Source organism: Leifsonia sp. CL147 (assembly GCF_900114565.1).
Taxonomy (GTDB): Bacteria; Actinomycetota; Actinomycetes; order Actinomycetales; family Microbacteriaceae; genus Leifsonia.
In genome coordinates this window covers 117103-140539 of the sequence record NZ_FOTM01000003.1, presented here as the reverse complement: position 1 = coordinate 140539, position 23437 = coordinate 117103, and the positions used below count along the sequence as shown (strand labels likewise).

Genomic DNA, 23437 nt, shown 5'->3' with positions numbered 1-23437 from the left:
GAAGACATTCGGCTTAGGTTTACCCCATGACGGACTTCTGGCGGCCAGCAGGCGCGGGCGTCGCGAGCGTACTCGCGGGCGTGGGTGCCGCCGAACTCGTGAGCGCGTTCGTCGTGCAGAACGGCAGTCCCGTCCTCACCGTGGGCGCCCTGCTGATCGATCTCGCGCCCGGATGGGTGAAGGAGGCCGTGATCGGCCTGTTCGGCACGGGCGACAAGGCCTTCCTCATCGTGTCGCTGGCCGTCGTCGTCATCATCGGCGCCGGGCTGGCCGGCTGGCTGGAACGCGTGCGGCCGCCGGTGGGCCGCATCCTGATCGGGGCCGGGGGCGCTGTCGGCGTGCTGGCGGCCGTCACGCGTTCCGGCAACGGCATCGTGGATGCGGTGCCCTCGGCCCTTGCAGCGCTGGTCGGCATCCTGCTGCTCGGCTGGCTCATCGGGATGCTGCGCGACACGCAGCCGACGCGCGTGGCTCCGCTCGGGCGCGTGAGCCGGCGGCGCTTCCTCACCACCTCGGCGGCGACCGCCACGGCCGGGGCGGTCGCGCTCGTGGTCGGCCAGGCGGTCGCCGGCGGTTTCCGCGCGGCGTCGGCCGCCCGAGCGGCGTTCCACCTGCCGCGGCCCGCGCGCACGGCGCCGCCGATTCCGCCGGGCGCGTCGTTCGACATCCCGGGCCTTTCGCCGCTCATCACGCCGAACGCCGACTTCTACCGCATCGATACGGCGTTGCAGATCCCCGGTATCGCGCCGGAGGACTGGCGCTTGAAGATCACCGGGATGGTCGAGCACGAGGTGGAGCTGACCTTCGCCGAACTGCTGGCGCTCCCGCTGGAAGAGTCCACGACGACCCTCACCTGCGTCTCCAATGAGGTGGGCGGCGACCTCATCGGCAACGCCACCTGGCTCGGCTACCCCATCCGGCATCTCCTCGCCCGCGCGAAGCCCAAGCCGGAGGCCGATATGGTCCTCTCGACGAGCCAGGACGGCTGGACCGCCGGCACCCCGATCGAAGCCCTCACCGACGGGCGCAACGCCATCCTCGCGGTCGGGATGAACGGGCAGCCGCTTCCGCTCGAGCACGGCTACCCGGTCCGGATGGTCGTGCCCGGGCTGTACGGCTACGTCTCCGCGACCAAGTGGGTCGTCTCGCTGGAGGTCACCCGCTTCGACCAGCACACGGCGTACTGGACCGACCGCGGCTGGTCGGAGCGCGGACCGGTGAAGCTGTCATCGCGAATCGACGTGCCCGCGTCGGGACGACAGGTGAACGCGGGGACGGTCACCGTCGCCGGAGTCGCCTGGTCGCAGCACGTGGGGGTGAGCGCTGTGCACGTGCGCGTGGACGAGGGCGAATGGCAGGAGGCGACGCTCGCCGACGCGATCTCCCCCGACACCTGGCGCCAGTGGCGGTACGCGTGGCAGGCGACTCCCGGCACGCACACGCTGCGGGTGCGGGCGACCGATGCGAAGGGGATGGTGCAGACCTCGACGGTCCGCGACGTCGTTCCCGACGGCGCGACGGGGCTGCACAGCATCCAGGTGACGGTGGCGTGAGCGCCGGCGCAGTGTGATTGGCTGAGGACATGTCCCTTCCGCCTCTGGTCGAACCCGGCCCCGAGCTGACCGCTGAGCGCGCGGCGCGGTACGCGCGCACGACGCAGCTGCCGGGATTCGGACCGCTCGCCCAGCGCCGGCTGCGCAACGCGCGGGTGCTCGTCGTCGGCGCTGGCGGACTCGGATCCGCCGTGCTCCCGCTGCTGGCGTCGGCCGGATTCGGGACGATCGGCATCGTGGACGACGACCGGGTCGAGCTGAGCAACCTGCCGCGGCAGAGCATCCACACGCCGAGGGCCGTCGGGCGATCCAAGGTGGAGTCCGCCGCGGCAGCCGTGCACGCGCTCGACGCCGAGACCGAGGTGCGGATCTTCGCCGAGCGGCTGACCGCGGAGAACGCGCCAGGGATCCTCGCGGGCTTCGACCTGGTGCTCGACGGCAGCGACAACTTCCCCACCCGGTACCTGGTGGACGACGCGGCGACACTCGCCCGCATCCCGGTCGTATGGGGTGCCGTCCACCAGACGGGTGGACAAGCGGGGCTGAGCTGGGCGGCGCAGGGACCGACATACCGCGATCTGTTCCCGGTCCCGCCGGCTCCCGGCACCGTCGCCAGTTGCGCAGAGGCCGGGGCGCTGCCCTCGGTGTGCGGCGTGATCGGGAGCCTCCTGGTGGGCGAGGCGATCAAGCTGGTGACCGGGACAGGCGAACCGCTCCTCGGCCGCGTCGTCGTGCACGATGCGCTGCGCGGGACGTTCCGCGAGCTCGCGTACGAACGCGATCCGCAGGCGGCGCCGGTGACGGAGCTGATCGACTACGACCTGTTCTGCGGCGTCACGGACACGATGTCGCCGGCGGAGCTCCACGCACGCCTGCTCGCGGGTGAGCCGCACACACTGCTGGATGTGCGGGAGCCGTGGGAGGCGGACGTCGCGTCGCTCCCCGGGTCGCTGCTGGTTCCCTTGCGGGTGGTGCAGGCCGACCCGGCGGGCGTCGCGGTGCGGCTGCCGGCGGATCCGCTGGTGATCGTCTGCCACCTCGGGATCCGGGCGGAGACCGCCCGGCGGCTGCTCGCCGCGGTGGGGACGCGCGGCGTCGTCCTCGCGGGTGGGATCGACGCCTGGTCCCGGGACGTCGACCCGGAGGTCCCCCGGTACTGACCGGCACGCCCCTTCGCGGGATACTGAGCGTATGACACGCGACCTGTCCGCGCCGCCGCGCACCGTCGAGGAGCATGCCGGGATCGTGGCGCGGATGCTCGAGCCGCTCTCCGAGGAACCCGCAGCCGAGACCGTCCCGCTCGACCGCGCCGTCGGCCGGGTGACCGTGGACGAGCTGCGGTCGGAGGTCGACCTGCCGCTGTTCCGCAACTCCCAGATGGACGGCTACGCCGTGCGCGCGGCCGACATCCTCTCGGTGCCTGTCGCCCTCGAGGTGAGCGGCGACATCCCGGCCGGTCACACGGTCCCGGTGACGCTCGTCCCCGGCACGGCTCTCCGCATCATGACGGGTGCGCCGGTGCCCAGCGGGGCCGACGCGATCGTGCCCGTCGAGGACACGGAGCTGGTGCTGGGCCGCGACGACGACCTCGCCGGGGCGGTGGTCGAGGTCCGCCGTTCGCGCGCTCCCGGCGAGTACGTGCGCGAGCGCGGCAGCGACGTCCGCCGCGGCGACGTCCTGGTCCCGGCAGGCACGCGGCTGGGTCCGCATCACCTGGCTGCGCTCGCCGCGACCGGGGTCGAGAACGTGGCGGTACGCGCGCGGCTGCGGGTCGGCATCCTGACCACCGGATCGGAGCTCGTCGGGAGCGGTGCGCCCGGCTTCGGCCAGGTCTACGACGCGAACAGCATCGCCCTCGCGGCGCTCGTGGAGGAGGCCGGCGCCGTCGTCTCGGTGCGCGCCAGCAGCGACGACGCCCCGGAGTCCTTCGAGCGCGTCCTCGACGGTGCGCTCCGGCAGAGCGACCTCGTGATCACCTCCGGCGGGATCTCGAAGGGCGCCTACGAGGTCGTCCGGGAGGTGCTGCTCCCGCGCGGCGCAGACGTCGCCACGGTCGCCATGCAGCCCGGCGGCCCCCAGGCGACCGCCGTGGTGGACGGGGTGCCGGTCCTCGCCTTCCCCGGCAATCCGGTGAGCACGCAGGTGTCGTTCGTCGTGTTCCTGCGCGGGCCGCTGCGCGAAGCGGCCGGGCTGCCCGCGGTGGCTCCGCGGCAGGCTGCGCTGAGCGAGCCGGTTCGGTCGGTGGCCGGCCGGCGCCAGTTCCTCCGCGGGCGACTGGACGACGCGGGGGGCGTCGCTCCCGTGTCGGGTCCGTCGTCGCATCTGGTCGCCGGGATGGCCAAGGCCGACGTGCTCATCGACCTGCCCACCGAGACGGAGTCCCTCGACGCGGGCTCGGTCGTGACAGTCTGGACGCTATGACGCAGCTCACCCACCTGGACGCCGACGGCCGCGCCCGCATGGTCGATGTCGGAGGCAAGCCGGAGACCGACCGCGAGGCCGTAGCGCGCGGGCGGTTCGTGACGACGCCCGAGGTCATCCGTCTCGTGGCGGCCGACGACCTCCCCAAGGCCGACGTGCTGGCCACCGCGCGCATCGCGGGGATCGGCGGCGCCAAGCGGACGAGCGAGCTCATCCCGCTCTGCCATCCCCTGCCGCTGAACGGCGTCCGTGTCGACTTCGAGCTGGATGCGGAGGCGGGCGTCATCGAGATCGAGGTGGTGGCACGCACCCACGGGCGCACGGGTGTCGAGATGGAGGCGCTCACGGCCGTCGCGGTCGCCGGGCTCACCCTCCACGACATGGTGAAGGCGGTCGACCCGGCCGCGAGCCTGACGGATGTGCGGCTCGTCGCCAAGAGCGGCGGCAAGCGCGGCGACTGGCGGAGAGATGCCGAGAGCGCGTCCGCGGACAGCGGTGGGACCGCGGAGCGCGGGCGTAGCGCCGACCCGTCGACGAGCGCCACCGTCCCCGCCATCGTCCTCGTCGCCTCCACGCGCGCCGCCTCCGGCGTCTACGAGGACGTGACCGGTCCGGTCATCGCCGACTGGCTCGCCGAGCGGCGCCTCCCGGCCGAGGTGCGCGTCGTCGCGGACGCCGACGTGGATGCGGCCCTCCGCCAAGCGGTCGCCGAACGTCCCCGGGTACTCATCAGCACGGGCGGCACCGGCGTCTCCCCCACCGATCGCACGCCGGAGGCGACCGCCGCGGTCCTCGACCGGCAGCTCCCCGGCGTCGCCGAGGCGTTGCGCGCCCGGGGTGCAGCAGCCACGCCGCTGGCGGCCCTGAGCCGCGGCCTGGTCGGGGTGGCCGGCTCGACGCTCGTCGTGAATCTGCCGGGTTCGCGCGGCGGCGTCGTGGACGGCCTCGCCGTACTGGACGAGCTCCTCCCGCACCTGCTGGACCAGCTGCGGGGAGGCGATCACTCGTGAGCATCGTACTGGCGACCGTCACCGGAGACCCGCTCGACCCCTCCACGGTCGATGAGTTCGTCTGGGAGGCGGAGGCCGGAGCGGTCGTCTCGTTCCGCGGTGTCGTGCGCGACCACGACGGCGGCAAGGGGGTGGTGTCGCTCGACTACCGCGCGCATCCCGAGGCCGAGGAGTTCCTCCGCGAGTGCTGCGAGGAGGTGGCGCGGACGACAGGGCTGCGGGTCGCCGCCCAGCACCGCGTCGGCTCGTTGACGATCGGCGACCTCGCTCTGATCGCCGCAGTCGCGGCTCCCCATCGAGCCGAGGCGTTCGCTGCCTGCGCCGAGCTGGTGGAGATCATCAAGGCGCGCGTCCCGATCTGGAAGCGACAGCACTTCACCGATGGCGAGTCGGAGTGGGTCGGACTCTGACCCTGGCTCGCACCTTCGTTTCTCGATCCGCATCCGCGGCCCTACGATTGTTCTCATGCCGCAGATACGGATCCGGGATGCCGCTCTCTATCTCGGCGTGAGCGACGACACCGTCCGCCGCTGGATCGAGGGAGGCGTGCTCGCGAGCGAGCGCGACGCCACAGGCCGCACCGTGGTCGACGGCCTGGAGCTCGCCCGCCTCGCGAAGCAGAACGCCGTGCTGCCCGACGATCCGTCCGCCGCCGGCGGTTCGGCGAGGAACCGCTTCGTCGGCCTGGTGACCGACATCGTCATGGACCGGGTGATGGCGCAGGTCGAGCTCCAGTGCGGTCCGCACCGTGTGGTGTCCCTCATCAGCAGCGAGGCGGTCCGCGAGCTGGGCCTCGAATTGGGATCGGTCGCGGTGGCCGTCGTGAAGGCGACCAATGTGATCGTGGAGGCTCCCGGCACGGCGGCCACGCGATGATGCGCACACGCTTCGCCTCCACGGCCGCGCTCCTCGCCGCCGCCGCGGTCGCGCTCGCCGGCTGCAGCGCCGCCTCCGCCGGAGCGCCCCTGCCGGCGACGTCCAGCACCAAAGTCACCGGGACCGTCACCGTCTTCGCCGCCGCCTCCCTCACGAAGACGTTCACGGCGCTCGGCACAGCGTTCGAGGCCGCGCATCCGGGCGCCGAGGTCACCTTCTCGTTCGCGGGGTCCTCCGACCTGGTATCCCAGCTGACCGCGGGCGCGCCCGCCGACGTCTTCGCCTCGGCGGATCAGGCCAACATGCGCAAGGCCATCGCGGGCGGGGTCGTCGAAGGCTCGCCCGTGGATTTCGCCACGAACGTCCTCGCGATCGTCGTGCCACCCGGGAACCCCGCGCACGTGACACGCTTCGCCGACCTCGCCTCCCCCTCCATCAAGACGGTGATCTGCGCACCGCAGGTGCCGTGCGGCGCTGCGACTGCGACCGTCGAAAAGTCGACGGGAGTGTCCGTGCATGCGGTCAGCGAGGAGTCCTCGGTCACGGATGTGCTCGGCAAGGTCAGCTCGGGCGAAGCGGACGCGGGCATCGTCTACCGGACGGATGCGGAGGGCGCCGGCTCGCGGGTGGAGTCCATCCCGTTCCCCGAGGCCGCGAAGACGGTGAACGTCTACCCGATCGCCGCCGTCGCCCACGCATCCAACGCGGGCGGAGCTGCGGCGTTCATCGCCTACGTCGCCGGTCCAGCCGGGCGGAAGGCGCTCGCCGCCGCCGGGTTCGGCGCCCCGTGAGCACGGAGCCCGGCGGCCGCGGGCTGGGCGGCCGCGGGCTGGGTGAGCGCGGGCTCGGCGGGCGCGGGCTGGGCCGGCGGGGGCTGGGCGCACTGGGTCTCGGAGTCCCGCGCTGGATCGTCGCCGTCGCAGCCGTCGGCGGCCTCTTCGTGCTGCTGCCGCTCGTGGCGATCGCCGCCCACGTCGACTGGCTGCACTTCATCCCGCTGATCACCTCGGCATCCTCGGTGGATGCGCTGCTGCTCAGTCTGCGCACGTCGCTGCTCGCCACAGTCGGCTGCCTGGTGCTGGGCGTGCCGATGGCCATCGTGCTGGCGCGCGTCCCCTTCGCCGGGCGTCGGGTGGTGCGCGCGATCGTGCTCCTCCCGCTCGTGCTGCCTCCGGTCGTCGCCGGTCTGGCCCTGCTCGCCCTGTACGGCCGGCGCGGGCTCCTCGGCGGGACGCTCGACGTCGCGTTCTCGACGCCGGCGGTGGTGATCGCGCAGACGTTCGTCGCGCTGCCCTTCCTCGTCCTGAGCCTGGAGGGCGCGCTGCGGTCGGCGGGCGAGCGATACGAGGCGGTCGCCGCGACGCTCGGCGCGCGTCCCTCGACCGTGCTGTTCCGCGTGACTCTGCCGCTGGTGCTCCCCGCCGTGGTCTCAGGCGCCATCCTGTCGTTCGCCCGGGCGCTGGGCGAGTTCGGCGCGACGCTCACCTTCGCCGGCAGCCTGCAGGGAGTGACGCGGACCCTCCCGCTGGAGATCTATCTGCAACGCGAGAACGACCCGCAGGCGGCGACCGCCCTCTCGCTCGTGCTCGTCGCAGTCGCGATCGTCGTCGTCGCCGTCGCCCATGGGGCCGGCGAGGGGCTCCGCGCACGTCCCGGGTCGCGCGTCCGGGTGGCCGCTCGGAGTGCCGCGTGACCCTGCGGATCGCCGCCGCCCTCGCCTCCCGTGACGTCGACGTCGAGCTGACGGTCGCCCGCGGTGAGACCCTCGCCGTGCTCGGCCCGAACGGCGCAGGCAAGTCCACGGTGCTGGGGATGCTCGCCGGCCTCCTCCGCCCAGACAGGGGCCGCGCCACCCTCGGCGACGACATCCTGTTCGACCTGCCCGCCGAGTGGCGGCCGCCGCACCGCCGCGGCGTCGCCCTGCTCGCCCAGGACGCCCTGCTCTTCCCCCACCTCAGCGTTCGCAGCAACATCGCCTTCGGTCCGCGGGCGACGGGCGCCTCGCGAGCCGAGGCGGCTGAGCGGGCCGACGAGTGGATGCGACGCACCGGCACGACCGCGTTCGCCGATCGTCGGCCCGGGGAACTGTCCGGCGGGCAGGCGCAGCGCGTCGCCATCGCCCGCGCCCTCGCGGCCGAGCCGAGCCTCCTGCTCCTGGACGAGCCGCTGTCGGCGCTGGACGTGGCCATCGCCGCGGAGGTCCGCGGCACGCTGGCGGAGGTCCTGCGCGGCCGCACGACCGTCCTCGTCACCCACGACGCGCTCGACGCGTACCTCCTCGCCGACCGCGTCGCGGTCATGCACGACGGCAGAATCGTGGAGCAGGGCCCGACCCGTCAGGTGCTGGAGCGGCCACGGCATCCGTTCACCGCGGAACTCTCGGGGCTGACGCTCCTGCACGGTGTGCGGACGCGCGACGGCCTCCATACCAGCGACGGGATGCACCTGCCGGGCGAGGCGGACGAGGGACTCGTCGTCGGCACGCCCGCCCTCGCGGCGATCCGTCCGTCGGCCGTGCGCCTCGTGCCGGCTGACGAGTCGGTGGGTGGCAGTGCCCTCAGTTCGGACGCTCATCCCGCCTACCCGCCGGAGGATGGCGCCCGCATCCGAGCGAGGATCACGTCGCTCGAGCCGCAGGCCGACCTCGTGCGGGTGCGGACAGACCGCCTGAACGCCCTCGTCCCTCCCGGCGTCCTCGCCGCTCTCCGCCTGCGAGTCGGCGACCCGGTCACCCTCCACGTGCCCGCGGACGCCGTCGCCATCTACCCCGCCTGAGCAAACCCACATTCGTCACGAATGTGCACCTACGCAGCGTCAGAACCCACATTCGTCACGAATGTGCACCTACGCAGCGTCAGAACCCACATTCGTCACAAATGTGCACCTACGCAGCGTCAGAACCCACATTCGTGACGAATGTGCACATACGCAGCGTCAGAATGCACATTCGTCACGAATGTCGGCTGCGCTCAGCCGCCGGCGAAGGGCGGCAGGACGTCGACGGTGCCGGACAGCTCACGCGACGGGTCGCGCGAGACGACCCCGCCGATGAGGAACGACCCCGATCGGACCACCCGCTCCATCGGCTCGCCGTAACGGGCGACGAGTTCCGCCTGCAGCCCGCCGACCGTGGCGTCCGCCAGCTCGACGCGCTCCTCCGGGCGCCCGGCCGCATCCTCTGCCGCGGCGAAGTATCGCACCAGCACCTCAGCCACCGATCGCCCCCATGCTGCGCAGCGGCGGGGCGAACCCGGCCGCGTCCATCCCGTGCCCGGCCTGCTTGCCCCACATCGCCGCACGCCACCACTGGGCGATCTCGTCGTCGTCGGCTCCGCCGCGGAGGAGGCCCCGTAGGTCGGTCTCGTCGTCGCCGAACAGGCAGGAGCGCACAGTGCCCTCCGCGGTGATCCGGGTGCGGTCGCAGGCGGAGCAGAACGAGCGGGTGACGGAGGCGATGATCCCGACCGTCGCGGGCGCGCCGTCCAGCATCCACCCGTCGACCAGCCACTCCTCGGCCGGCGCGTGCGGATCATCGCGGCCGGCCTCGATCAGGGTGAACCGCTCACTGAGAACGGACAGGAGCTCCTCGGCCGGCACCATGTTCTCGCGCAGCCACGAGCGGTCGGCGTCGAGCGGCATCTGCTCGATGAACCGCAGCCGGCACCCGTTCTCCAGCGCCCAGGCCAGCAGCGACGGCGCGTCGTGCAGTGTCTCGCGCATCATCACGGCGTTGAGCTTCAGCGGGGTCAGGCCGGCGTCGTGGGCGGCGCGGATGCCGGCGAGAACGGCCGGCAGCCGGTCGCGGCGGGTCAACCGGGCGAAGTGCTCGCGGTCGACCGTGTCGAGCGAGACGTTGACGCGGGTCAGTCCCGCCTCGACGAGAGCCTGGATGCGGTGGTCCAGTCCGATCCCGTTGGTCGTGATCGAGAGGTCCACGCCGGGAGCCACCGCGGCCGAGCGGCCCACGATCTCGGCCAGGTCGGCTCGCATCAGCGGCTCGCCGCCGGTGAACCGCACCTCCCGAACCCCCAGCGAGCGCACGCCGATCCCGACCAGGCGGGCGATCTCCGCCGCGTTCAGCAGGTCGTCGCGCGGGATCGCCGGCAGACCCTCGGCCGGCATGCAGTACGTGCAGCGCAGGGAGCACTTCTCGGTCACCGAGACCCGGAGGTCGCGAGCGACCCTCCCGAAGCGGTCGATCAGGCCGGGATGCGCCGGCCGCCCAGCCAGCTCCGGCGCCGCACCCGGCACCACCGCGGGCGCGGGCGCGCGCAGCGGGAGTCCCAGGTTGACAGCGGTCATGCTCCACCCTAACCCGGCCGGGGCGGGAGACCGAGTCCGCCGTAGACCCGGCGACGCGCACCGCAATATGCTGCCGTCATGCCAATCATCTCCTCCGGCTTCCTCGGCCGTCGCAGGGCGGACGACCCGCGCCTCCCACCGGGGCAGTACCTCACCGAGGGCTTCCCGGTACTCTCCGCGGGGCCGACGCCCCGCATCTCCCGGGACGACTGGACCTTCACCATCACCACGGAGAAGGGCGACGTGCACCGGTGGAACTGGGACGAGTTCCTCGCCCTCCCGCAGGAGGACGTGAGCACCGACATCCACTGCGTCACCAGCTGGTCCAAGCTCGGAACGTCCTGGCGAGGGGTCTCGCTCGATACCCTGTTCCGGGATGTCGACACCTCGTTCGAGTACACGATGGCGCACTCCTACGGCGGCTACACGACGAACGTCCCGCTCGCCGACCTGCTCGGCGGCAAGGCCTGGATCGCCCACAGCTTCGACGGAAAGGACCTGGAGCCTGAGCACGGCGGCCCCGCCCGCCTGCTGGTTCCCCACCTCTACTTCTGGAAGAGCGCGAAATGGGTCGACGGGCTGCAGATGCTCCCCCAGGACCAGCCCGGCTTCTGGGAGCAGAACGGCTACAACATGTACGGAGACCCGTGGAAGGAACAGCGCTACTGGTGAGCAGCGTATGGCGGGTGGCCGACGTGGTCGGCACGCGGATGGAGACGCCGACGGCACGCACGCTGCGATTGCGCATCCCAGGGCTGCACGGTCACCTCGCGGGCCAGCACGTCGACATCCGGCTGACGGCCCCGGACGGGTATCAGGCGGTCCGGTCGTACTCGATCGCCTCCGGCGGCGGCCGCGGGGCGCTGGAGCCGCACGGGCTCGCGGAGGACGAGCTGGAGCTGACGGTGGAGGAGCTCGCCGACGGCGAGGTGTCCCCCTACCTCGTGCGCGGCCTGCAGATCGGCGACCAGCTGGAGCTGCGCGGTCCCGTGGGCGGCTGGTTCGTCTGGCATGACGGCGATGCGGGACCGGTCCAGCTCATCGCGGGCGGCTCCGGCATCGTTCCGCTCATGTCGATGGCACGCGCTCATGCGGCCTCGGGCAGCAGCGCGCCGTTCCGGATGCTGTACTCGCTGCGCAGCCCCTTCTCCGGCTACTACACGGACGAGCTCCACACCCTCGCCGCCGAGGCCGAGGCGCCCCTGCAGCTCGACTACGTCTACACCCGCCAGGCTCCCCCGGGCACGAGCACACCGGCCGGCCGGCTCACCGCGGAGGGACTGATGCGACGGGTGCTCCCGGCATCGGACGCCCCCACCTTCTTCGTCTGCGGGTCGACGCCCTTCGTCGAGGCCGTCGCCGGCTGGCTGGTCGACGCCGGCCACGACGCGGCTCGCATCCGCACCGAGCGCTACGGAGGCATCGGAGGAACGCCATGACGGATCAGGACTACCTCGACGGCAACGCGGCCGCCGGGATGCTGTCGGAGGTCTTCGCGGCCGACGTCACCACGGCGATCGGCTGCTGCGCCAACTGCGGCGACCAGTCGGTGGTCGCCCGCGGCCGGGTCTACGTCGACCAGCACGGCCTGGTCATGCGCTGCTCGGTCTGCGGCGACGTACTCGCGGTGGCCGCCGAGCACGCCGGCCGGCTCTGCCTCGACCTGCGCGGGCTCGCCTGGCTGGAGTTCGCCGTCGAGTAGCCGTCAGGCCGTCAGGCCGTCCGGCCGTCAGGGCGTCCGGCCGTCAGGCCAGGCCGTCACGAGACGTGCACCGCGGGGCGGCGCTTGACATCCTTCTCGGACTCGCGCAGCACCTCACGGGTGACGGGGGCCACCTCTCCCACCCCGGTGATCAGGAACCGGAACATGTTCGAGATCGGGTTGCCCTCGGTCCACTGGAAATAGATGGTCGGCACCACCCCGGTGATGTCGCGCGTCTCGATCAGCACCGCGGCGATCGTGTTGGGGACGTTGCCGCTCTTCACCTGCAGCACCCGGAAGCCGTGCTTGACGACGCCGTGCACCACGAGGTCCTCTTCGAAGTCGGAGGAGTCGGACGGCAGCACCTCGAGGAAGATCGTGCGCGAGCGCTGCGGGATGTGGCTGAACTTCCGCTCGTCCCTGTTCTTCTGCTCGTACTCGGTGATGGTGTCGACGTCCGGCTCGTGCGAGATGATGCGGATCTCGCCCTCCTCCGCATCCTCCAGGATGTAGTCGAGCGCCGTCACGTCGAACGTCACGGAGGTCGCGCGCAACTGGAAGGACCGGCCGATCCGCGACACGATCGACACGATCAGGATGGCGAGGATGAACAGGGTCGCGATCCGCAGGCCGTCGGGCCGCTCGATGATGTTGTCGACCGTGGTGTAGACGAAGATCGCGGTGATGATCCCGAAGGCCGCCATCCGCCGCGGCTGCCGTTTGCGCCGCGCGGACAGGGTCACGGCGAGGGACGCCGAGGTGATGAGGACCAGCACGCCGGTCGCGTAGGCGCCGCCCTGCGCATCCACGCTCGCTTCGAAGATCAGGGTGATGAGGAACGCGATCGCCGTGAACACCAGCACCAGCGGCCGCACCGCGCGTGCCCACTGCGGTGCCATGCCGTAGCGCGGCAGGTACCGCGGCACCAGGTTGAGCAGGCCGGCCATGGCGGACGCGCCGGCGAACCAGAGGATGAGGATGGTGCTGACGTCGTAGACCGTGCCGAAGCCATTGCCGAGGTATTCGTGCGCCAGGTAGGCGAGCGCGCGTCCATTCGCCGGTCCCCCCGGCTCGAAGGCCGCGTGCGGGATGAGCAGCGTCGTGGTGAAGCTCGACGTGATGAGGAACACGCTCATGATGATCGCGGCGGTGGTGAGCAGCCGGCCCGCCCCGCGGATCCGTCCGGCGGGACGCGCGGGATCGTCGTCCGGCCGTCCCTTGATCTGCGGCATCACCGCGACGCCGGTCTCGAATCCGGAGAGCCCGAGCGCGAGACGCGGGAAGACGATCAGGGCGACTCCGATGACGAGCAGTGGATTGCCGTTCCCCCGGAACAGCGCGTCCCACCAGTCGCCGACGAGGGTCGGACGCTGGAACACCTCCACGATGGACGAGCCCACGACGACCACGTTGAGCGCCAGGTACACGGCGACCAGCACCACCGCGATGCCGATCGCCTCCTTGAACCCCTTGAGGAACACGGCGCCCAGCAGGGCGAGCAGGAACAGGGTGATGAGCACGTTGTTGCCGTGGAACCAGGCCGGGGCGAAGGGGTTCTCGATGGCGTGTGCCGAGGCGTCCGCCGCCGACAGCGTGATGGTGATCATGAAGTCGGTCGCGGCGAAGCCGAGCAGGACGAGAACGAGCAGCTTGCCTGCCCACCAGGGCAGCAGACGCTCGAGCATCGCGATCGACCCCGAGCCCTGGAAGCTCTCGCGCGCGACCCGGCGGTAGACGGGCAGTGCGCCGAGCAGGGTCAGCGCGACCAGCACGATGGTGGCGAACGGCGACACGAGGCCGGCGGCGAGCGCCGCGATGGCGGGCTGGTAGCCGAGGGTCGAGAAGTAGTCGACACCGGTGAGGCACATGACCTGCCACCAGTTGTGCGTGTGCTGGGGGTTCTGTCCGTGCGGTCCCTGCTGAGTGCCCCGCTCGTCCACGAGGCCGGTCAGGAGCCAGCGGCGCACTCGGCCGCCCTTCGCGGCCCGGGGCGCGGGATGGGTCTGGCCGGGCTCCGGGATGGTGCTGCCCGGCATCACCCGGTGCCCCTCCTGGCCTGGAGTGCTCGACATTCGCGTCCCTTCGCCGGCGTCCGGGTCCTCGGCCGCCGGATCCCCGGCCGCTTGATCCCCGGCCGCTCGATCCTCAGCGTCTCGGTCCTGAGCGTAGCGGTCACCAGGCCGAGGCACGGTAGTCCTTCAGGAAGACGCCGTGCAGGTCCTCGCCGGCCTCGCCGCGGACGATCGGGTCGTACACGCGCGCTGCGCCGTCGACCAGGTCGAGAGGCGCGTGGAAGCCCTCCTCCGCGAGCCGCACCTTCGTGTGGTGCGGTCGCTCGTCGGTGATCCAGCCGGTGTCGACGCTGGTCATCAGGATGCCGTCGCTCTCGAACAGCTCGCCGGCGCTGGTGCGCGTCAGCATGTTCAGCGCCGCCTTGGACATGTTGGTGTGCGGATGCCCTGCGCCCTTGTAGCGGCGGCCGAACACCCCCTCCATAGCGGACACGTTGACGATGTACGAGCGCCCGGCGGCGGCGAGCGACGGCCGCAGCCGGTCGATCAGGATGAAGGGCGCGGTCTGGTTGCAGAGCTGGACTTCGAGCAGCTCGAGCGCGTCGATGCTGCCGATGGCCTGGGTCCAGCTGTTGACGTGGGCGACATCCGGCACGAGCCCGCCGGCGTCGATCGCCGTCCCGTCGGCGTGCCGTGCGAGGGAGGAGGACCCTGCGGTCATCGCCGCCGTGGCCAGGTCGTCCGCCGTGAGCGCCGAAGGTCCCGTGAGCTCGGCGATCGTTCCCCGCACATCGGCGGCCGAGAGCAGTGGATGGGCGGCGACCGACCGCTCCAGGGCGAGAGGATGCGGGTCCGCCGTGTGGCCGAACGTCTCCAGCTCCGGCAGCGGACCGTCGGGGAGCGGCTGCGTCTCCGCCTCCGCGAGGAGCGAGTAGGAGCCGGGCGAGCGGCGGACCGTCTGCGCGGCGTTGTTGATCAGGATGTCGAGCGCGCCCCGCTCCGCGACCGAGTCGGCGAGGGCGATCACCTGGGCCGGGTCGCGGAGGTCGATGCCGACGACGCGCAGGCGGTCGATCCAGCGGCCGGCGTCGGGCAGCTGCGAGAAGCGGCGGACGGCGTCACGCGGGAATCGCGTCGTGATGGTCAGGTGCGCGCCGTCGCGGAGGAGGCGGAGGGCGATGTGCATGCCGATCTTCGCGCGTCCTCCGGTGAGCAGGGCGCGCTTGCCGGTCAGGTCCGTGCTCGCGGTCCGCTTGGCGTGACTGAACGCGGCGCAGGACGGGCAGAGCTGGTGGTAGAACCAGTCCACCTCGGTGTAGTGCTGCTTGCAGATGTAGCAGGGGCGCGAGGTGAGGAGGGTGCCGGCGGTGTGCGATCCCGTCGTGCCGGAGGTGAGCTCGCGCCCGCGGGTCTCGTCGTCGATGCGGTCGGGTGCGCCGGTCGCGGTCGCGGCGATCACCGCGCGGTCGGCCTCCTGCACCTGCTCGCGCAGCTCCCGTCGTCTCGCCACCTTCGACGCTTTGAACATGTGCGCGGTCGCTCGTCGCACGGCGACGTAGTCGGGGTGCTCCTTGTCGAGCTCGTGGAGCTGCGCGAGGACCCGGAGGGTGGCGGCGAGATCGTCGGGGTCGAGGCCCGGAGTGGCCGGAGATTGGGGAGGCACCGGAGAATTCTACGTGGCACCATGAGCCCATGGATGCGCATGCTCTGTTCGAGACGACCGCGATCGCCTTCGAGTTCGCCGGGGTGGCCGCGATGGCGATCGGCTTCCTGGTCGCGATCGGGCTGGCCCTGTACGCCTGGCGACGTCAGCGGAGCGGGCGCGCGGCATTCCGGACGCTGCGCGAGAGCTTCGGCGGGGTCATCCTGCTCGGGCTCGAGATCCTCGTCGCCGCGGACCTGGTGAGGACCGTTACCTCGGCTCCGTCGCTCACCGATGCCTTCGTGCTCGGCATCATCGTCCTGATCCGCACCATCCTCAGCTTCTCGCTCCAGATCGAGATCGACGGCGTGGCTCCGTGGAGACGGGCGCTGGTCACCGGTCCCGAGGTGCTCACCCGGGCTGCGCGGTCAGCCGCCCGGGCGCCGGAGGGCGAAGCGCACTAACCGGCTCCGCAAGCTCGCCGGTCACTCGCCCGCGTGCTTCGCGGCGCGCTCCGCATCCCGCTGCTTGACGCGCGCGTTCTCGGCACGGACCGCCGCCTGCGTCGCCCGCTCGTCCACCAGCCAGCGCGGCGGATCGGCCAGCAGCGCCTTGATCTCAGCGGTCGTCAGTGCCTCCGTGATGCCGCCCCGGGCGAGCCCGGAGTTGGAGACGCCCAGCTTGCGCGCCACGACGTCGCGGGGATGCGGACCCTCGGTGCGCAGGGTCTGCAGCCACTGGGGCGGATCGGCGGTCAGCGCATCCAGCTCGGTGCGGCTGATCTCGCGGTCGCGGAAGTCGTCCGGCGCCGCCGGCAGGTAGATGCCGAGCTTCTTGGCCGCTGTGGCCGGTTTCATGGTCTGCGCCTTCATGTGCTCCAGGCTACCGTTCGCTACCCTCGACAGGTGTCCTCCCGCTTCGCCATCGCCTTCCCTCTCGGTGTGACCCCGGGCAAGTGGACGCGCGCGTTCGAACAGCGCTTCCCCCGCGTGGAGCTGGTGGTCCGGCCGAGCGAGGACCCGCTGGCCGTCCTGGCGGCCGGCGACGCGGACATGGTGTTCGTGCGGGATGCGCACGCCGACGACGACCGCCATCTCATCCCGCTGTACACCGAGGACGTCGTAGCGGTCGTGCATCACGAGCATCTGCTGACGCTCGAGGAGGAGCTGCACCTCGCCGACCTCGCCGACGAGCCGCGGGTGGCCGGCGCGCCGTCGGAGGCGCTGATGCGCCGTGTGGCCGCGGACGACGGCATCGCGCTGCTCCCCGCCTCCGTGGCCAAAGCGCTGCGGAGGAAGGACGTGGTGGCCCTGCACCTCGAGGACGGCCCGCAGAGCAGCATCGGGCTGACCTGGCCGCGCGAGGGGCAGCATCCCCTGGTCGACGATTTCATCGGGATCGTGCGCGGCCGGACCGCGCACAGCTCCCGCGACCCCGGCGTCGCCGCGCGGGAGGCCGCCGGCGCACGCAAGGCCACCGGCGCGCGCAAGGCCACCGGCGCACGCAAGGCCACTGGCGCACGCAAGGCCGGCGGCAGCCGGAAGCGTCCCCGCAGCTGACGGCCGGAGAGTGCGAGCGCAGCGCTTACGAGACGGAGGCCCCGATCAGGGAGAGCAGCGCCTCCGCATACGCGGTGGCCGCGTCCTCGTCCTCGAAGAAGCGCTCCTCGCTCCCGATCAGCACCGTCACCCGGTAGCCGTCGGCGGTGCGCGCCAGGTCGCGGAACGTTCCGCCCAGCAGTTCGCGCAACTGGTCCTCGCGCGGGATCCACAGGGCGTCCTCGACGGCGAGCGAGTCGAGGGCCCACTCGGTGGTGCCGTTGAAGCCCAGGATCGTGCCGGTGTCGAAGTGATGCGGCTCGATGGTCATGTCGCTGACCGTGAACCGCTCCCCTCCCATGTCCGGCCGGTCGATGGCGAACGTGTCCCCCGACGCCGGCTGCCAGCGCAGGCCCGCCGCGCGCAGCTGCCGCGCGATGTCCTCGGTGATCATGGATGCTCCTCTCGTCGGAAGTCGATGGCCCGTCGTCGTGCCCACGGGCCGGTCGCCGCTCAGTCCGTGACGACCACGACCTTGCCGCGCACGTGTCCCGGCTCGAGCCGCGCGAACGCCTCCACGGTGCGCTCGATCGGGTAGATGGAGTCGATGGGCAGCACCAGCTCGTTCTCGGCGAGCAGTTCGGCCAGCTCGGAGAGCTCGGCGTTGCCCGCCGCTCGCCCGCCGACGTTGCGCGCACCGTGCGCCGCCGGCCCGAAAGTCGTGATCGAGTTCACCCGGTCCATCGGGACGCCGAGCTCGAGCGCCGCCTCGATGGTGTCCGCCCCGTGGTTGTCCAGGACCGCGGTCACCCGGTCGTCGTCCAGCGCATCCCGGATCCGCTCCGCCAGCCCGTGGCCGTACTCGACGGGGATGACGCCGAGCGACTCGAGGAACTCGTGGTTCTCCTCGCTCGCCGTCCCGATGACCGTCGCGCCGGAGCGCACCGCCAGTTGGGCTGCGAGCACCCCGACGCCGCCGGCCGCCGCGCTCACCAGGACCGTGTCGTGCTCGCCGATCCCGAGCGAGCGGAACGAGGCCATGGCCGTACGCCCCACCACGCCCAGCGAACCGGCCGCCTCGAAGGTGAGGGCGTCGGGCTTGGCGACGACCTGGCCGTCCTCGGGCACGACGACGAAGTCCGCGATCGCGGCGAACGGCACGGTGCCCAGCACCGCCTGACCGAGCTCGAACCGGGTCACGCCCTCGCCGAGCTCCTCGACGAATCCCGAGAAGTCCTGTCCGATGCCGCTGGGGAGCGTGACGCCCATACGCGCCGCCGCGGCTTCGTCGCGGTACGCCTTGTAGTCCATCGGATTGAGACCGGCGGCCATCACCCGCACCAGCAGCTGGCCCGGCCCCGGCCACGGCCGCTCCCGCTCCACGACATGCAGGTAGTCACGCGAACCGAACTCATCGAACTGGACGAAACGCGGCACGGACGGCTCCTTCCCTCTCGTACGAGGGAGCCTAGCCCCGGAAGCCCCGCAAATGGCCCGGAACAGCTGAGAGCAGCGCGCGGCGGCTCCGCGTGCCCAGCGTCATCCTCAGCCGAACAGCAGTGCGGCCTCTTCGTACCGTGCGGGCGGGACCGTCTTGAGACCCCCGGTGGCATCCGCGATGGAGACATTGACCACGTCCGTGCCGCGGAGCGACACCATCGAGCCCCAGCGTCCCTCGTAGACGGCGTCGACCGCAGCCATGCCCAGGCGCGTGGCGAGCACACGGTCGTAGGCGCTGGGGACTCCCCCGCGCTGCATGTGGCCGAGGACGGTCGCACGCGACTCGATTCCGGTGCGCTCCTCGATCATCGGCGCGAGCATCTCGCCGATGCCGCCGAGGCGCGGACGGTTGAACGCATCCAGTCCCTTGTGCGAGTGCGCCTCCTCCATCGTGTCCAGGTGGAAACCCTCCGACACGACGATGACGGGGGCGCGGCCGCGGTCCCGCACCGACTCCACCCACTCGCAGATCTGCTCGATGGACTGCGGCTGCTCGGGGATGAGGATGGCGTGAGCGCCGCCCGCCATACCCGAGTGGAGCGCGATCCAGCCGACGTGACGGCCCATCACCTCGACGACCATGCAGCGCTGGTGCGACTCGGCGGTGGTGCGGAGCCGGTCGATCGCCTCGGTCGCGATCTCGACCGCGGTGTCGAAGCCGAAGGAGTAGTCGGTCGCGGCCAGGTCGTTGTCGATCGTCTTCGGAACGCCGACGATGCGGACGCCGGCGTCGGTCAGGCGCCGGGCGGCGGTCAGCGTGCCCTCGCCGCCGATGGCGATGATGGAGTCGATGCCGTGCGCATCCATCGTCCGCTGGATGTTCTCGGGGCCTCCGGCATCGCCCTCGAAGGGGTTGGTGCGGCTGGAGCCGAGGATGGTGCCGCCCTGGCGGGAGAGGCCGCGGACGCTGTGCCGGTCGAGCGGCATGATGTCGCCGTCGACCACGCCGCGCCAGCCGTAGCGGAAGCCGGCGAACTCGGAGCGGTACACGCGGTCGCCCTTCAGGACCGCGCCGCGGATGACCGCGTTCAGGCCCGGGCAGTCGCCGCCGCTGGTGAGGATGCCGATCTTCATGCTGCTCCGTTTCTCAAGACGTCCCCTGAATCATGCCCGGACGCGGACGGCTGCACAAAATCGCACTGGACGAAGGGCACCGACCGGTGGTAGGCGGATCAGAGGCCGAGGGCGCGCTGCAGCTTCGACGAACTGGCGGAGGGACGCGCTCCCGCGCCGAGCAGGCGCTCCTCGATCCCGTCCAGCAGAGCGGTGCGGCGCTCCCGGGTGTCCGGTGCTCCGGCGAGCAGTTCGACCTCCCACTCCCGCCACTCCTGCGTGCCGCCGGTGCGGAGATCCTCACTGCGCACGTGGTCGTCGGTGAGCTCTGCCACCTCGAAGCCCGCCGCGTCCTGCAGGAGCACGCTGTCGCGGTGGTTGGTGATGCGGGCGATGGGGACGAGCGGCTCGTCGCCGATGAGGTCGCGGAGGTGCTCGCGGAGGGCGGCAGGCGGCTCCTCGCCGTCGCTCGGCTCCCAGTGCAGCTCGGTGCGGCCCTCCTCCGCCGGGAGCTTGACGTGCCAGCCGGCATCGTGCCCTCCGGTTCGCATCCGCAGGGCGGTCGCGTGGCGGGCCAGCGTGAGGCCGGCGGTGTCGAAGTACGTGGCCACGAGTTCGTGGCGCTCCGGTTCGCCCTGCACCGCGACCGCGCCGACGCCGACGAGCAGTGGATGCCGGGCCTCGGCATCCACATCGTACTTTCGTTCGATCTCGGTCTGGGAGTGATGGTGCACATCCCCTGTCTAGCCCAGATTGCCCGTGTCGCGAAATTTCAAGAGTCGTGCGGCCGGCACCCCTTACGGTGAGCGTATGACGACAGAGACGATCACCGCCCGCTTCGACGTGACCGGCTGGGAGCCGGCTCCGCTCACCGGGATCGAGGGCGACTGGGTCGGCGCGATCGTCATGCGGAAGACGTACACCGACGGTCTCGTGGGCGAGTCCGTCGCGCATTTCGTCTCGTCCGGCACCGAGGAGGACGGCCGCGGCTACCTCGCCGCCGAGCGCATCACCGGGCAGCTGGACGACGGCCGCGCCGGATCGGTGACGGTGCATCACGGCGCGCTGCAGCATCCCGACGACGACTCCGCCTTCGGCTACATCGTCCCGGGGACCGGCACCGGCGACTTCGCGGGATTCCAGGGACGCGCACGGATCGTGCACGACGACCGCGGCCCGTTCTTCGTCTTCGAACTGGTCTGAACCCGGCCTTCACGACCGCGTCGCCCGGCGGTACTCTCAGGGCATGAGCGACCCGAGAGAAGACGACGACCTGGACGACTTCCGCGAGGCGCAGGAGGCCGACTACGAGCCGGAGCCCGTCGTGCGCGACCCCGACGACCTCCCCGCGGTCGACGACGAGGACGACGAACTGCTCCCCGACGACGACCGTCCCGTCCCGCTGGACCCGGACGACGCCGAGATCGCCTGACGCGCGCCGACCCGAGCTGCGCCGACCCGACCTGCGCCGACCTGACCTGCGCCCGCTCGGCCCGGGACGTTACGCGAGGGCGTCGGAGAGCAGGTGGATGAGCGCGTCGAGCTGGACGGAGTCGGTCGAGCCGGCCTCGACGTCGCTGCCGTCCAAGGCGCGGGCCGCGAGGCCCTGCTTGGCGTCGATCAGCTCGGCGATCTTGGAGTCGATGGTCTGCGCCGCGATGATCCGCCACGCCGTGACCGGCTCCTCCTGCCCGATGCGGTGGACGCGGTCGATGGCCTGCGTCTGCTCGGCCGCCGTCCACGAGAGCTCGGCGAGCACCACGTTGGATGCGGCCTGCAGGTTGAGGCCGACGCCCGCCGCGGTCAGCGAGCACACCGCGACCGCGACCTCCGGATCGTTGTTGAACGCGTCGATCTCCTTCTGGCGCGCCAGCGCGGACTGGTCGCCGCGGATCGAGATCGTCTTCAGGTCGCGGGCGGCGAACGCCTCCTCCGCCGCATCCATCACGTCGATGTGCTTGGCGAAGAAGACCACCTTGCCGACCGAACGGGCCAGCTGGGCCGTGTAGTCCGAGGCCAGCCCGGCCTTCGCCTGGCCGATCTTCCGGACCATGGTGAAGACGTTGTCCCCGGACTTCGCCGACTTGGCCTCCTCCAGCTCCGACTGGGCGACCAGGCGGATGAGGTGCCGGCGGTGGGCGTCGTCGTCGCCCTCGAACGAGTCGGGCCGTCCCGCAGCAGCGGCGCGGTGGAAGCGGGCGACGAGGCGCGCGGCCAGGTCCTTCTCAGCCTGGCGGATGGAGCGCCCGAGCTCGTCGTCCAGCTCGACCGGCAGGTCGACGACGCGCCGGCTGGGCAGGTCGGCGGCGACGTCGATCTTGCGGCGGCGCACGATGCCCATGTCGATGACGGCCTCGCGGGCCGCTGCATAGAACCCGAAGTCGGCAGGCGTGAGGCCGGTCTCCTCCAGGTGCTCCATCAGCTGCGCGGTCGGCTTGCTGCCGTCGATCCAGCCGAGGAACTGCCAGATCGCCTTGAAGTCGTCGATGTCGTTGATCAGCGGCGTACCGGTCAGCGCGACCATCAGCGGGTCGGGGGTCGACTGCCGGATGGCGTCGGCCAGCCCGAGGACCAGCCGGGACCGCTGGGAGTGCAGGTTCTTGATGAAGTGGGCCTCATCCACGACCATGCCCTGGAAACCCAGCGTGCTCAGCCAGGACAGGTGCCGGTCGAGCACCTCGTAGTTGACGATGACCACGTCGGCGAAGGCGTCGAGCCCCTCTCCGTCACCGTGGATCACGGTCGCGCGGCGGTGCGGCGTCCAGCGCTCGACCTCGCGCGCCCAGTTCATCTTGACCACGTTGGGAACGACCGCCAGGAGGGGATACGCGCCGGCGACGGAGGCCGCGAGCAGCGACTGCGCGGTCTTGCCGAGGCCCGGCTCGTCCGCGAGCAGGAAGCTGCGGTGGCCGAGGCGCACGCTCTCGATGAAGCGCGACTGGTGGTGCATGAGCTCCAGGCCCTGCGGCGAGTACCGGTCGATCAGCGGGGCGGGCGGAAGGTCCATGCTCGCCGCCTGGCCGCCTGCGCCGTACTCGAACGACTTGAACAGCGGCCCCAGCAGCTCCCACGAGTCGAGCCGCCGGCGCGGAGTCGGCGCAGCGGGCGCCGCCCGCGAGAAGTCGGGAGCGAGGAACGGATTCGACAGCTGCCGGGCTTTCACCGACTGCGGCACGACTTGCTTCTCCGCCAGCTCCGGCGGAATGACGCTCTCCTGCTTGGCGACCGGGCGCTCGATGGTGATGATCAGGTCGTCCGGCGAGAGGGCGGTCCCCGACTCCAGCAGCCAATCGCGGCGCATCTTCTGCGCGGTCGCCGTGGACGCCGACTCGCTTTCCAGCAGCGAGATCAGCGATGTGTCGCGAGCCGCCGTCTTCGCCAGGATGGTGGCGATGCCGTCGAGCCGCTTGAGCTGCTCGGCACGGGCGGCGTCGCTGAGCTCCGGATCCGTCTTCGCGCGGGCGCGCTCCTCGCGCATCAGGAAGGCGATCACCTGGAACTTGGTGCGGTTCGTCGGCCCGAGCTTCTTGCCGTCGGCGGCCTTCGCCTCCACCTCGCGCACCTTGCGGGCGAGGATGGGGATCAGCCCGTCGTTGTTGGCGTGCCGGTTCTTCCGCTGCTGCGGCCTGGTCGGGCTGGTGCGCTGACCGGAACGAGACATGGTCCTCCAGTGGAGGCGTCGCGCTGTCGAAGGGTGCGACGCCGTTTGGGCGTGAGGCCGGCGGGGCGAGGAGCACGGTACCGAGTGGACCGGGCTCGACGCGGGTGACGCCGGGAGTGCGCGGCACAGGATGGCCGCGCAGCATCCATTTTACGGCACGGAACGCG

At 71.6% G+C, this 23437-nt stretch carries 26 protein-coding genes; 16 read left to right on the top strand and 10 right to left on the bottom strand.

Going from position 1 to position 23437, the window contains the following annotated elements:
* Nucleotides 1–26 precede the first annotated feature (26 nt).
* From BM287_RS04310 to BM287_RS04270, 9 genes are all read left to right on the top strand, one after another.
* Nucleotides 27–1553 (top strand): molybdopterin-dependent oxidoreductase, encoded by a 1527-nt coding sequence (locus tag BM287_RS04310; protein ID WP_090036323.1) that lies wholly within the window; start codon nt 27–29, stop codon nt 1551–1553.
* 29 nt (nt 1554–1582) lie between these two features.
* Entirely contained in the window at nt 1583–2713 is a 1131-nt protein-coding gene (locus BM287_RS04305) for a ThiF family adenylyltransferase (protein ID WP_090036321.1), read from the top strand.
* A gap of 31 nt (nt 2714–2744) precedes the next feature.
* Nucleotides 2745–3974 (top strand): molybdopterin molybdotransferase MoeA, encoded by a 1230-nt coding sequence (gene glp, locus BM287_RS04300; protein ID WP_090036319.1) that lies wholly within the window; start codon nt 2745–2747, stop codon nt 3972–3974.
* Entirely contained in the window at nt 3971–4984 is a 1014-nt protein-coding gene (moaCB, locus tag BM287_RS04295; protein WP_090036317.1) for a bifunctional molybdenum cofactor biosynthesis protein MoaC/MoaB, read from the top strand. The genes glp and moaCB overlap by 4 nt, the downstream gene beginning before the upstream one ends.
* Nucleotides 4981–5394 carry a molybdenum cofactor biosynthesis protein MoaE gene (locus BM287_RS04290; protein WP_090036315.1) on the top strand — a complete coding sequence of 138 codons (414 nt, stop codon included), beginning with the start codon at nt 4981–4983 and terminating at the stop codon, nt 5392–5394. Before moaCB ends, BM287_RS04290 begins: the two co-directional genes overlap by 4 nt.
* Before the next feature lie 55 nt (nt 5395–5449).
* Complete coding sequence (locus BM287_RS04285; RefSeq protein ID WP_090036314.1) at nt 5450–5860, top strand: TOBE domain-containing protein; 411 nt, start codon at nt 5450–5452, stop codon at nt 5858–5860.
* Nucleotides 5857–6651 carry a molybdate ABC transporter substrate-binding protein gene (gene modA, locus BM287_RS04280; RefSeq protein WP_211772955.1) on the top strand — a complete coding sequence of 265 codons (795 nt, stop codon included), beginning with the start codon at nt 5857–5859 and terminating at the stop codon, nt 6649–6651. The genes BM287_RS04285 and modA overlap by 4 nt, the downstream gene beginning before the upstream one ends.
* A gap of 83 nt (nt 6652–6734) precedes the next feature.
* The gene (locus tag BM287_RS04275; protein ID WP_090036517.1) at nt 6735–7553 is read left to right on the top strand and encodes an ABC transporter permease; all 819 of its coding nucleotides are present in this window, start codon (nt 6735–6737) and stop codon (nt 7551–7553) included.
* Nucleotides 7550–8635 carry an ABC transporter ATP-binding protein gene (locus BM287_RS04270; RefSeq protein ID WP_090036311.1) on the top strand — a complete coding sequence of 362 codons (1086 nt, stop codon included), beginning with the start codon at nt 7550–7552 and terminating at the stop codon, nt 8633–8635. Before BM287_RS04275 ends, BM287_RS04270 begins: the two co-directional genes overlap by 4 nt.
* Nucleotides 8636–8829: 194 nt before the next feature.
* Here BM287_RS04270 and BM287_RS04265 read toward each other — a convergent pair whose 3' ends face one another.
* Together BM287_RS04265 and moaA are read right to left on the bottom strand one after the other, a co-directional pair.
* Nucleotides 8830–9075, bottom strand: coding sequence for a MoaD/ThiS family protein (locus BM287_RS04265; RefSeq protein WP_090036308.1), 246 nt, complete (start codon nt 9073–9075; stop codon nt 8830–8832).
* Nucleotides 9068–10162 (bottom strand): GTP 3',8-cyclase MoaA, encoded by a 1095-nt coding sequence (gene moaA / locus BM287_RS04260; protein ID WP_090036307.1) that lies wholly within the window; start codon nt 10160–10162, stop codon nt 9068–9070. The genes BM287_RS04265 and moaA overlap by 8 nt, the downstream gene beginning before the upstream one ends.
* Before the next feature lie 78 nt (nt 10163–10240).
* Here moaA and BM287_RS04255 point away from each other — a divergent pair, with 78 nt between their 5' ends.
* The 3 genes from BM287_RS04255 to BM287_RS04245 are packed head-to-tail and all read left to right on the top strand — an operon-like array spanning nt 10241 to nt 11864.
* A complete protein-coding gene (locus BM287_RS04255; protein ID WP_170857425.1) occupies nt 10241–10834 on the top strand; it encodes a sulfite oxidase-like oxidoreductase in 594 nt (197 codons plus the stop codon).
* Nucleotides 10831–11601, top strand: coding sequence for a ferredoxin reductase (locus BM287_RS04250; RefSeq protein ID WP_348271692.1), 771 nt, complete (start codon nt 10831–10833; stop codon nt 11599–11601). Before BM287_RS04255 ends, BM287_RS04250 begins: the two co-directional genes overlap by 4 nt.
* Nucleotides 11598–11864, top strand: coding sequence for a DUF6510 family protein (locus tag BM287_RS04245; protein WP_090107275.1), 267 nt, complete (start codon nt 11598–11600; stop codon nt 11862–11864). Before BM287_RS04250 ends, BM287_RS04245 begins: the two co-directional genes overlap by 4 nt.
* 56 nt (nt 11865–11920) lie before the next feature.
* Here the strand turns inward: BM287_RS04245 and BM287_RS04240 are convergent, their stop codons facing one another.
* Nucleotides 11921–13900, bottom strand: coding sequence for an APC family permease (locus tag BM287_RS04240; RefSeq protein WP_090036301.1), 1980 nt, complete (start codon nt 13898–13900; stop codon nt 11921–11923).
* 136 nt (nt 13901–14036) lie between these two features.
* A complete protein-coding gene (locus BM287_RS04235; RefSeq protein ID WP_090036298.1) occupies nt 14037–15539 on the bottom strand; it encodes an SDR family NAD(P)-dependent oxidoreductase in 1503 nt (500 codons plus the stop codon).
* 29 nt (nt 15540–15568) lie between these two features.
* Between BM287_RS04235 and BM287_RS04230 the strand changes: the two genes are divergently transcribed.
* Nucleotides 15569–15982, top strand: a complete 414-nt coding sequence (locus tag BM287_RS04230) for a DUF1622 domain-containing protein (RefSeq protein WP_090036296.1) — start codon at nt 15569–15571, stop codon at nt 15980–15982.
* Between the two features lie 21 nt (nt 15983–16003).
* On the opposite strand, the gene BM287_RS04225 is transcribed toward BM287_RS04230, so the two are convergent.
* Nucleotides 16004–16390, bottom strand: a complete 387-nt coding sequence (locus tag BM287_RS04225; protein WP_090036294.1) for a DUF5997 family protein — start codon at nt 16388–16390, stop codon at nt 16004–16006.
* Between the two features lie 33 nt (nt 16391–16423).
* Here BM287_RS04225 and BM287_RS04220 point away from each other — a divergent pair, with 33 nt between their 5' ends.
* Entirely contained in the window at nt 16424–17077 is a 654-nt protein-coding gene (locus tag BM287_RS04220; RefSeq protein ID WP_090036293.1) for a LysR family transcriptional regulator substrate-binding protein, read from the top strand.
* 25 nt (nt 17078–17102) lie between these two features.
* Here the strand turns inward: BM287_RS04220 and BM287_RS04215 are convergent, their stop codons facing one another.
* The 4 genes from BM287_RS04215 to BM287_RS04200 form a co-directional block, all read right to left on the bottom strand.
* The gene (locus tag BM287_RS04215; RefSeq protein WP_090036291.1) at nt 17103–17510 is read right to left on the bottom strand and encodes a cupin domain-containing protein; all 408 of its coding nucleotides are present in this window, start codon (nt 17508–17510) and stop codon (nt 17103–17105) included.
* 59 nt (nt 17511–17569) lie between these two features.
* Nucleotides 17570–18493: an NADP-dependent oxidoreductase gene (locus BM287_RS04210; protein ID WP_090036288.1), complete on the bottom strand. Its 924-nt coding sequence runs from the start codon at nt 18491–18493 to the stop codon at nt 17570–17572.
* A 108-nt stretch (nt 18494–18601) separates the two neighbouring features.
* On the bottom strand, nt 18602–19630 hold the full coding sequence (locus tag BM287_RS04205; protein WP_090036286.1) for a 6-phosphofructokinase: 1029 nt from the start codon (nt 19628–19630) through the stop codon (nt 18602–18604).
* A 98-nt stretch (nt 19631–19728) separates the two neighbouring features.
* Nucleotides 19729–20343 (bottom strand): CYTH domain-containing protein, encoded by a 615-nt coding sequence (locus BM287_RS04200; protein WP_090036284.1) that lies wholly within the window; start codon nt 20341–20343, stop codon nt 19729–19731.
* A gap of 76 nt (nt 20344–20419) precedes the next feature.
* On the opposite strand from BM287_RS04200, the gene BM287_RS04195 reads away from it, so the two are divergent.
* Nucleotides 20420–20812, top strand: a complete 393-nt coding sequence (locus BM287_RS04195; RefSeq protein WP_090036283.1) for a DUF3224 domain-containing protein — start codon at nt 20420–20422, stop codon at nt 20810–20812.
* Nucleotides 20813–20855: 43 nt separating this feature from the next.
* The gene (locus BM287_RS04190) at nt 20856–21041 is read left to right on the top strand and encodes a hypothetical protein (protein ID WP_090036281.1); all 186 of its coding nucleotides are present in this window, start codon (nt 20856–20858) and stop codon (nt 21039–21041) included.
* Nucleotides 21042–21110: 69 nt separating this feature from the next.
* Here the strand turns inward: BM287_RS04190 and BM287_RS04185 are convergent, their stop codons facing one another.
* Nucleotides 21111–23270 carry a DEAD/DEAH box helicase gene (locus BM287_RS04185; RefSeq protein ID WP_090036278.1) on the bottom strand — a complete coding sequence of 720 codons (2160 nt, stop codon included), beginning with the start codon at nt 23268–23270 and terminating at the stop codon, nt 21111–21113.
* Nucleotides 23271–23437: the final 167 nt, after the last annotated feature.

Excerpts from the sequence above, each read along its gene's own strand:
- BM287_RS04230 (WP_090036296.1), top strand. The coding sequence starts at position 15,569 with ATGGATGCGCATGCTCTGTTCGAGACGACCGCGATCGCCTTCGAGTTC.
- BM287_RS04310 (WP_090036323.1), top strand. The coding sequence starts at position 27 with ATGACGGACTTCTGGCGGCCAGCAGGCGCGGGCGTCGCGAGCGTACTC.
- BM287_RS04190 (WP_090036281.1), top strand. The coding sequence starts at position 20,856 with ATGAGCGACCCGAGAGAAGACGACGACCTGGACGACTTCCGCGAGGCG.
- BM287_RS04305 (WP_090036321.1), top strand. The coding sequence starts at position 1,583 with ATGTCCCTTCCGCCTCTGGTCGAACCCGGCCCCGAGCTGACCGCTGAG.
- BM287_RS04205 (WP_090036286.1), bottom strand. The coding sequence starts at position 19,630 with ATGAAGATCGGCATCCTCACCAGCGGCGGCGACTGCCCGGGCCTGAAC.
- BM287_RS04255 (WP_170857425.1), top strand. The coding sequence starts at position 10,241 with ATGCCAATCATCTCCTCCGGCTTCCTCGGCCGTCGCAGGGCGGACGAC.
- BM287_RS04185 (WP_090036278.1), bottom strand. The coding sequence starts at position 23,270 with ATGTCTCGTTCCGGTCAGCGCACCAGCCCGACCAGGCCGCAGCAGCGG.
- BM287_RS04245 (WP_090107275.1), top strand. The coding sequence starts at position 11,598 with ATGACGGATCAGGACTACCTCGACGGCAACGCGGCCGCCGGGATGCTG.
- BM287_RS04285 (WP_090036314.1), top strand. The coding sequence starts at position 5,450 with ATGCCGCAGATACGGATCCGGGATGCCGCTCTCTATCTCGGCGTGAGC.
- BM287_RS04240 (WP_090036301.1), bottom strand. The coding sequence starts at position 13,900 with ATGCCGGGCAGCACCATCCCGGAGCCCGGCCAGACCCATCCCGCGCCC.
- glp (WP_090036319.1), top strand. The coding sequence starts at position 2,745 with ATGACACGCGACCTGTCCGCGCCGCCGCGCACCGTCGAGGAGCATGCC.
- BM287_RS04225 (WP_090036294.1), bottom strand. The coding sequence starts at position 16,390 with ATGAAGGCGCAGACCATGAAACCGGCCACAGCGGCCAAGAAGCTCGGC.
- BM287_RS04195 (WP_090036283.1), top strand. The coding sequence starts at position 20,420 with ATGACGACAGAGACGATCACCGCCCGCTTCGACGTGACCGGCTGGGAG.
- moaA (WP_090036307.1), bottom strand. The coding sequence starts at position 10,162 with ATGACCGCTGTCAACCTGGGACTCCCGCTGCGCGCGCCCGCGCCCGCG.
- moaCB (WP_090036317.1), top strand. The coding sequence starts at position 3,971 with ATGACGCAGCTCACCCACCTGGACGCCGACGGCCGCGCCCGCATGGTC.
- BM287_RS04215 (WP_090036291.1), bottom strand. The coding sequence starts at position 17,510 with ATGATCACCGAGGACATCGCGCGGCAGCTGCGCGCGGCGGGCCTGCGC.
- modA (WP_211772955.1), top strand. The coding sequence starts at position 5,857 with ATGATGCGCACACGCTTCGCCTCCACGGCCGCGCTCCTCGCCGCCGCC.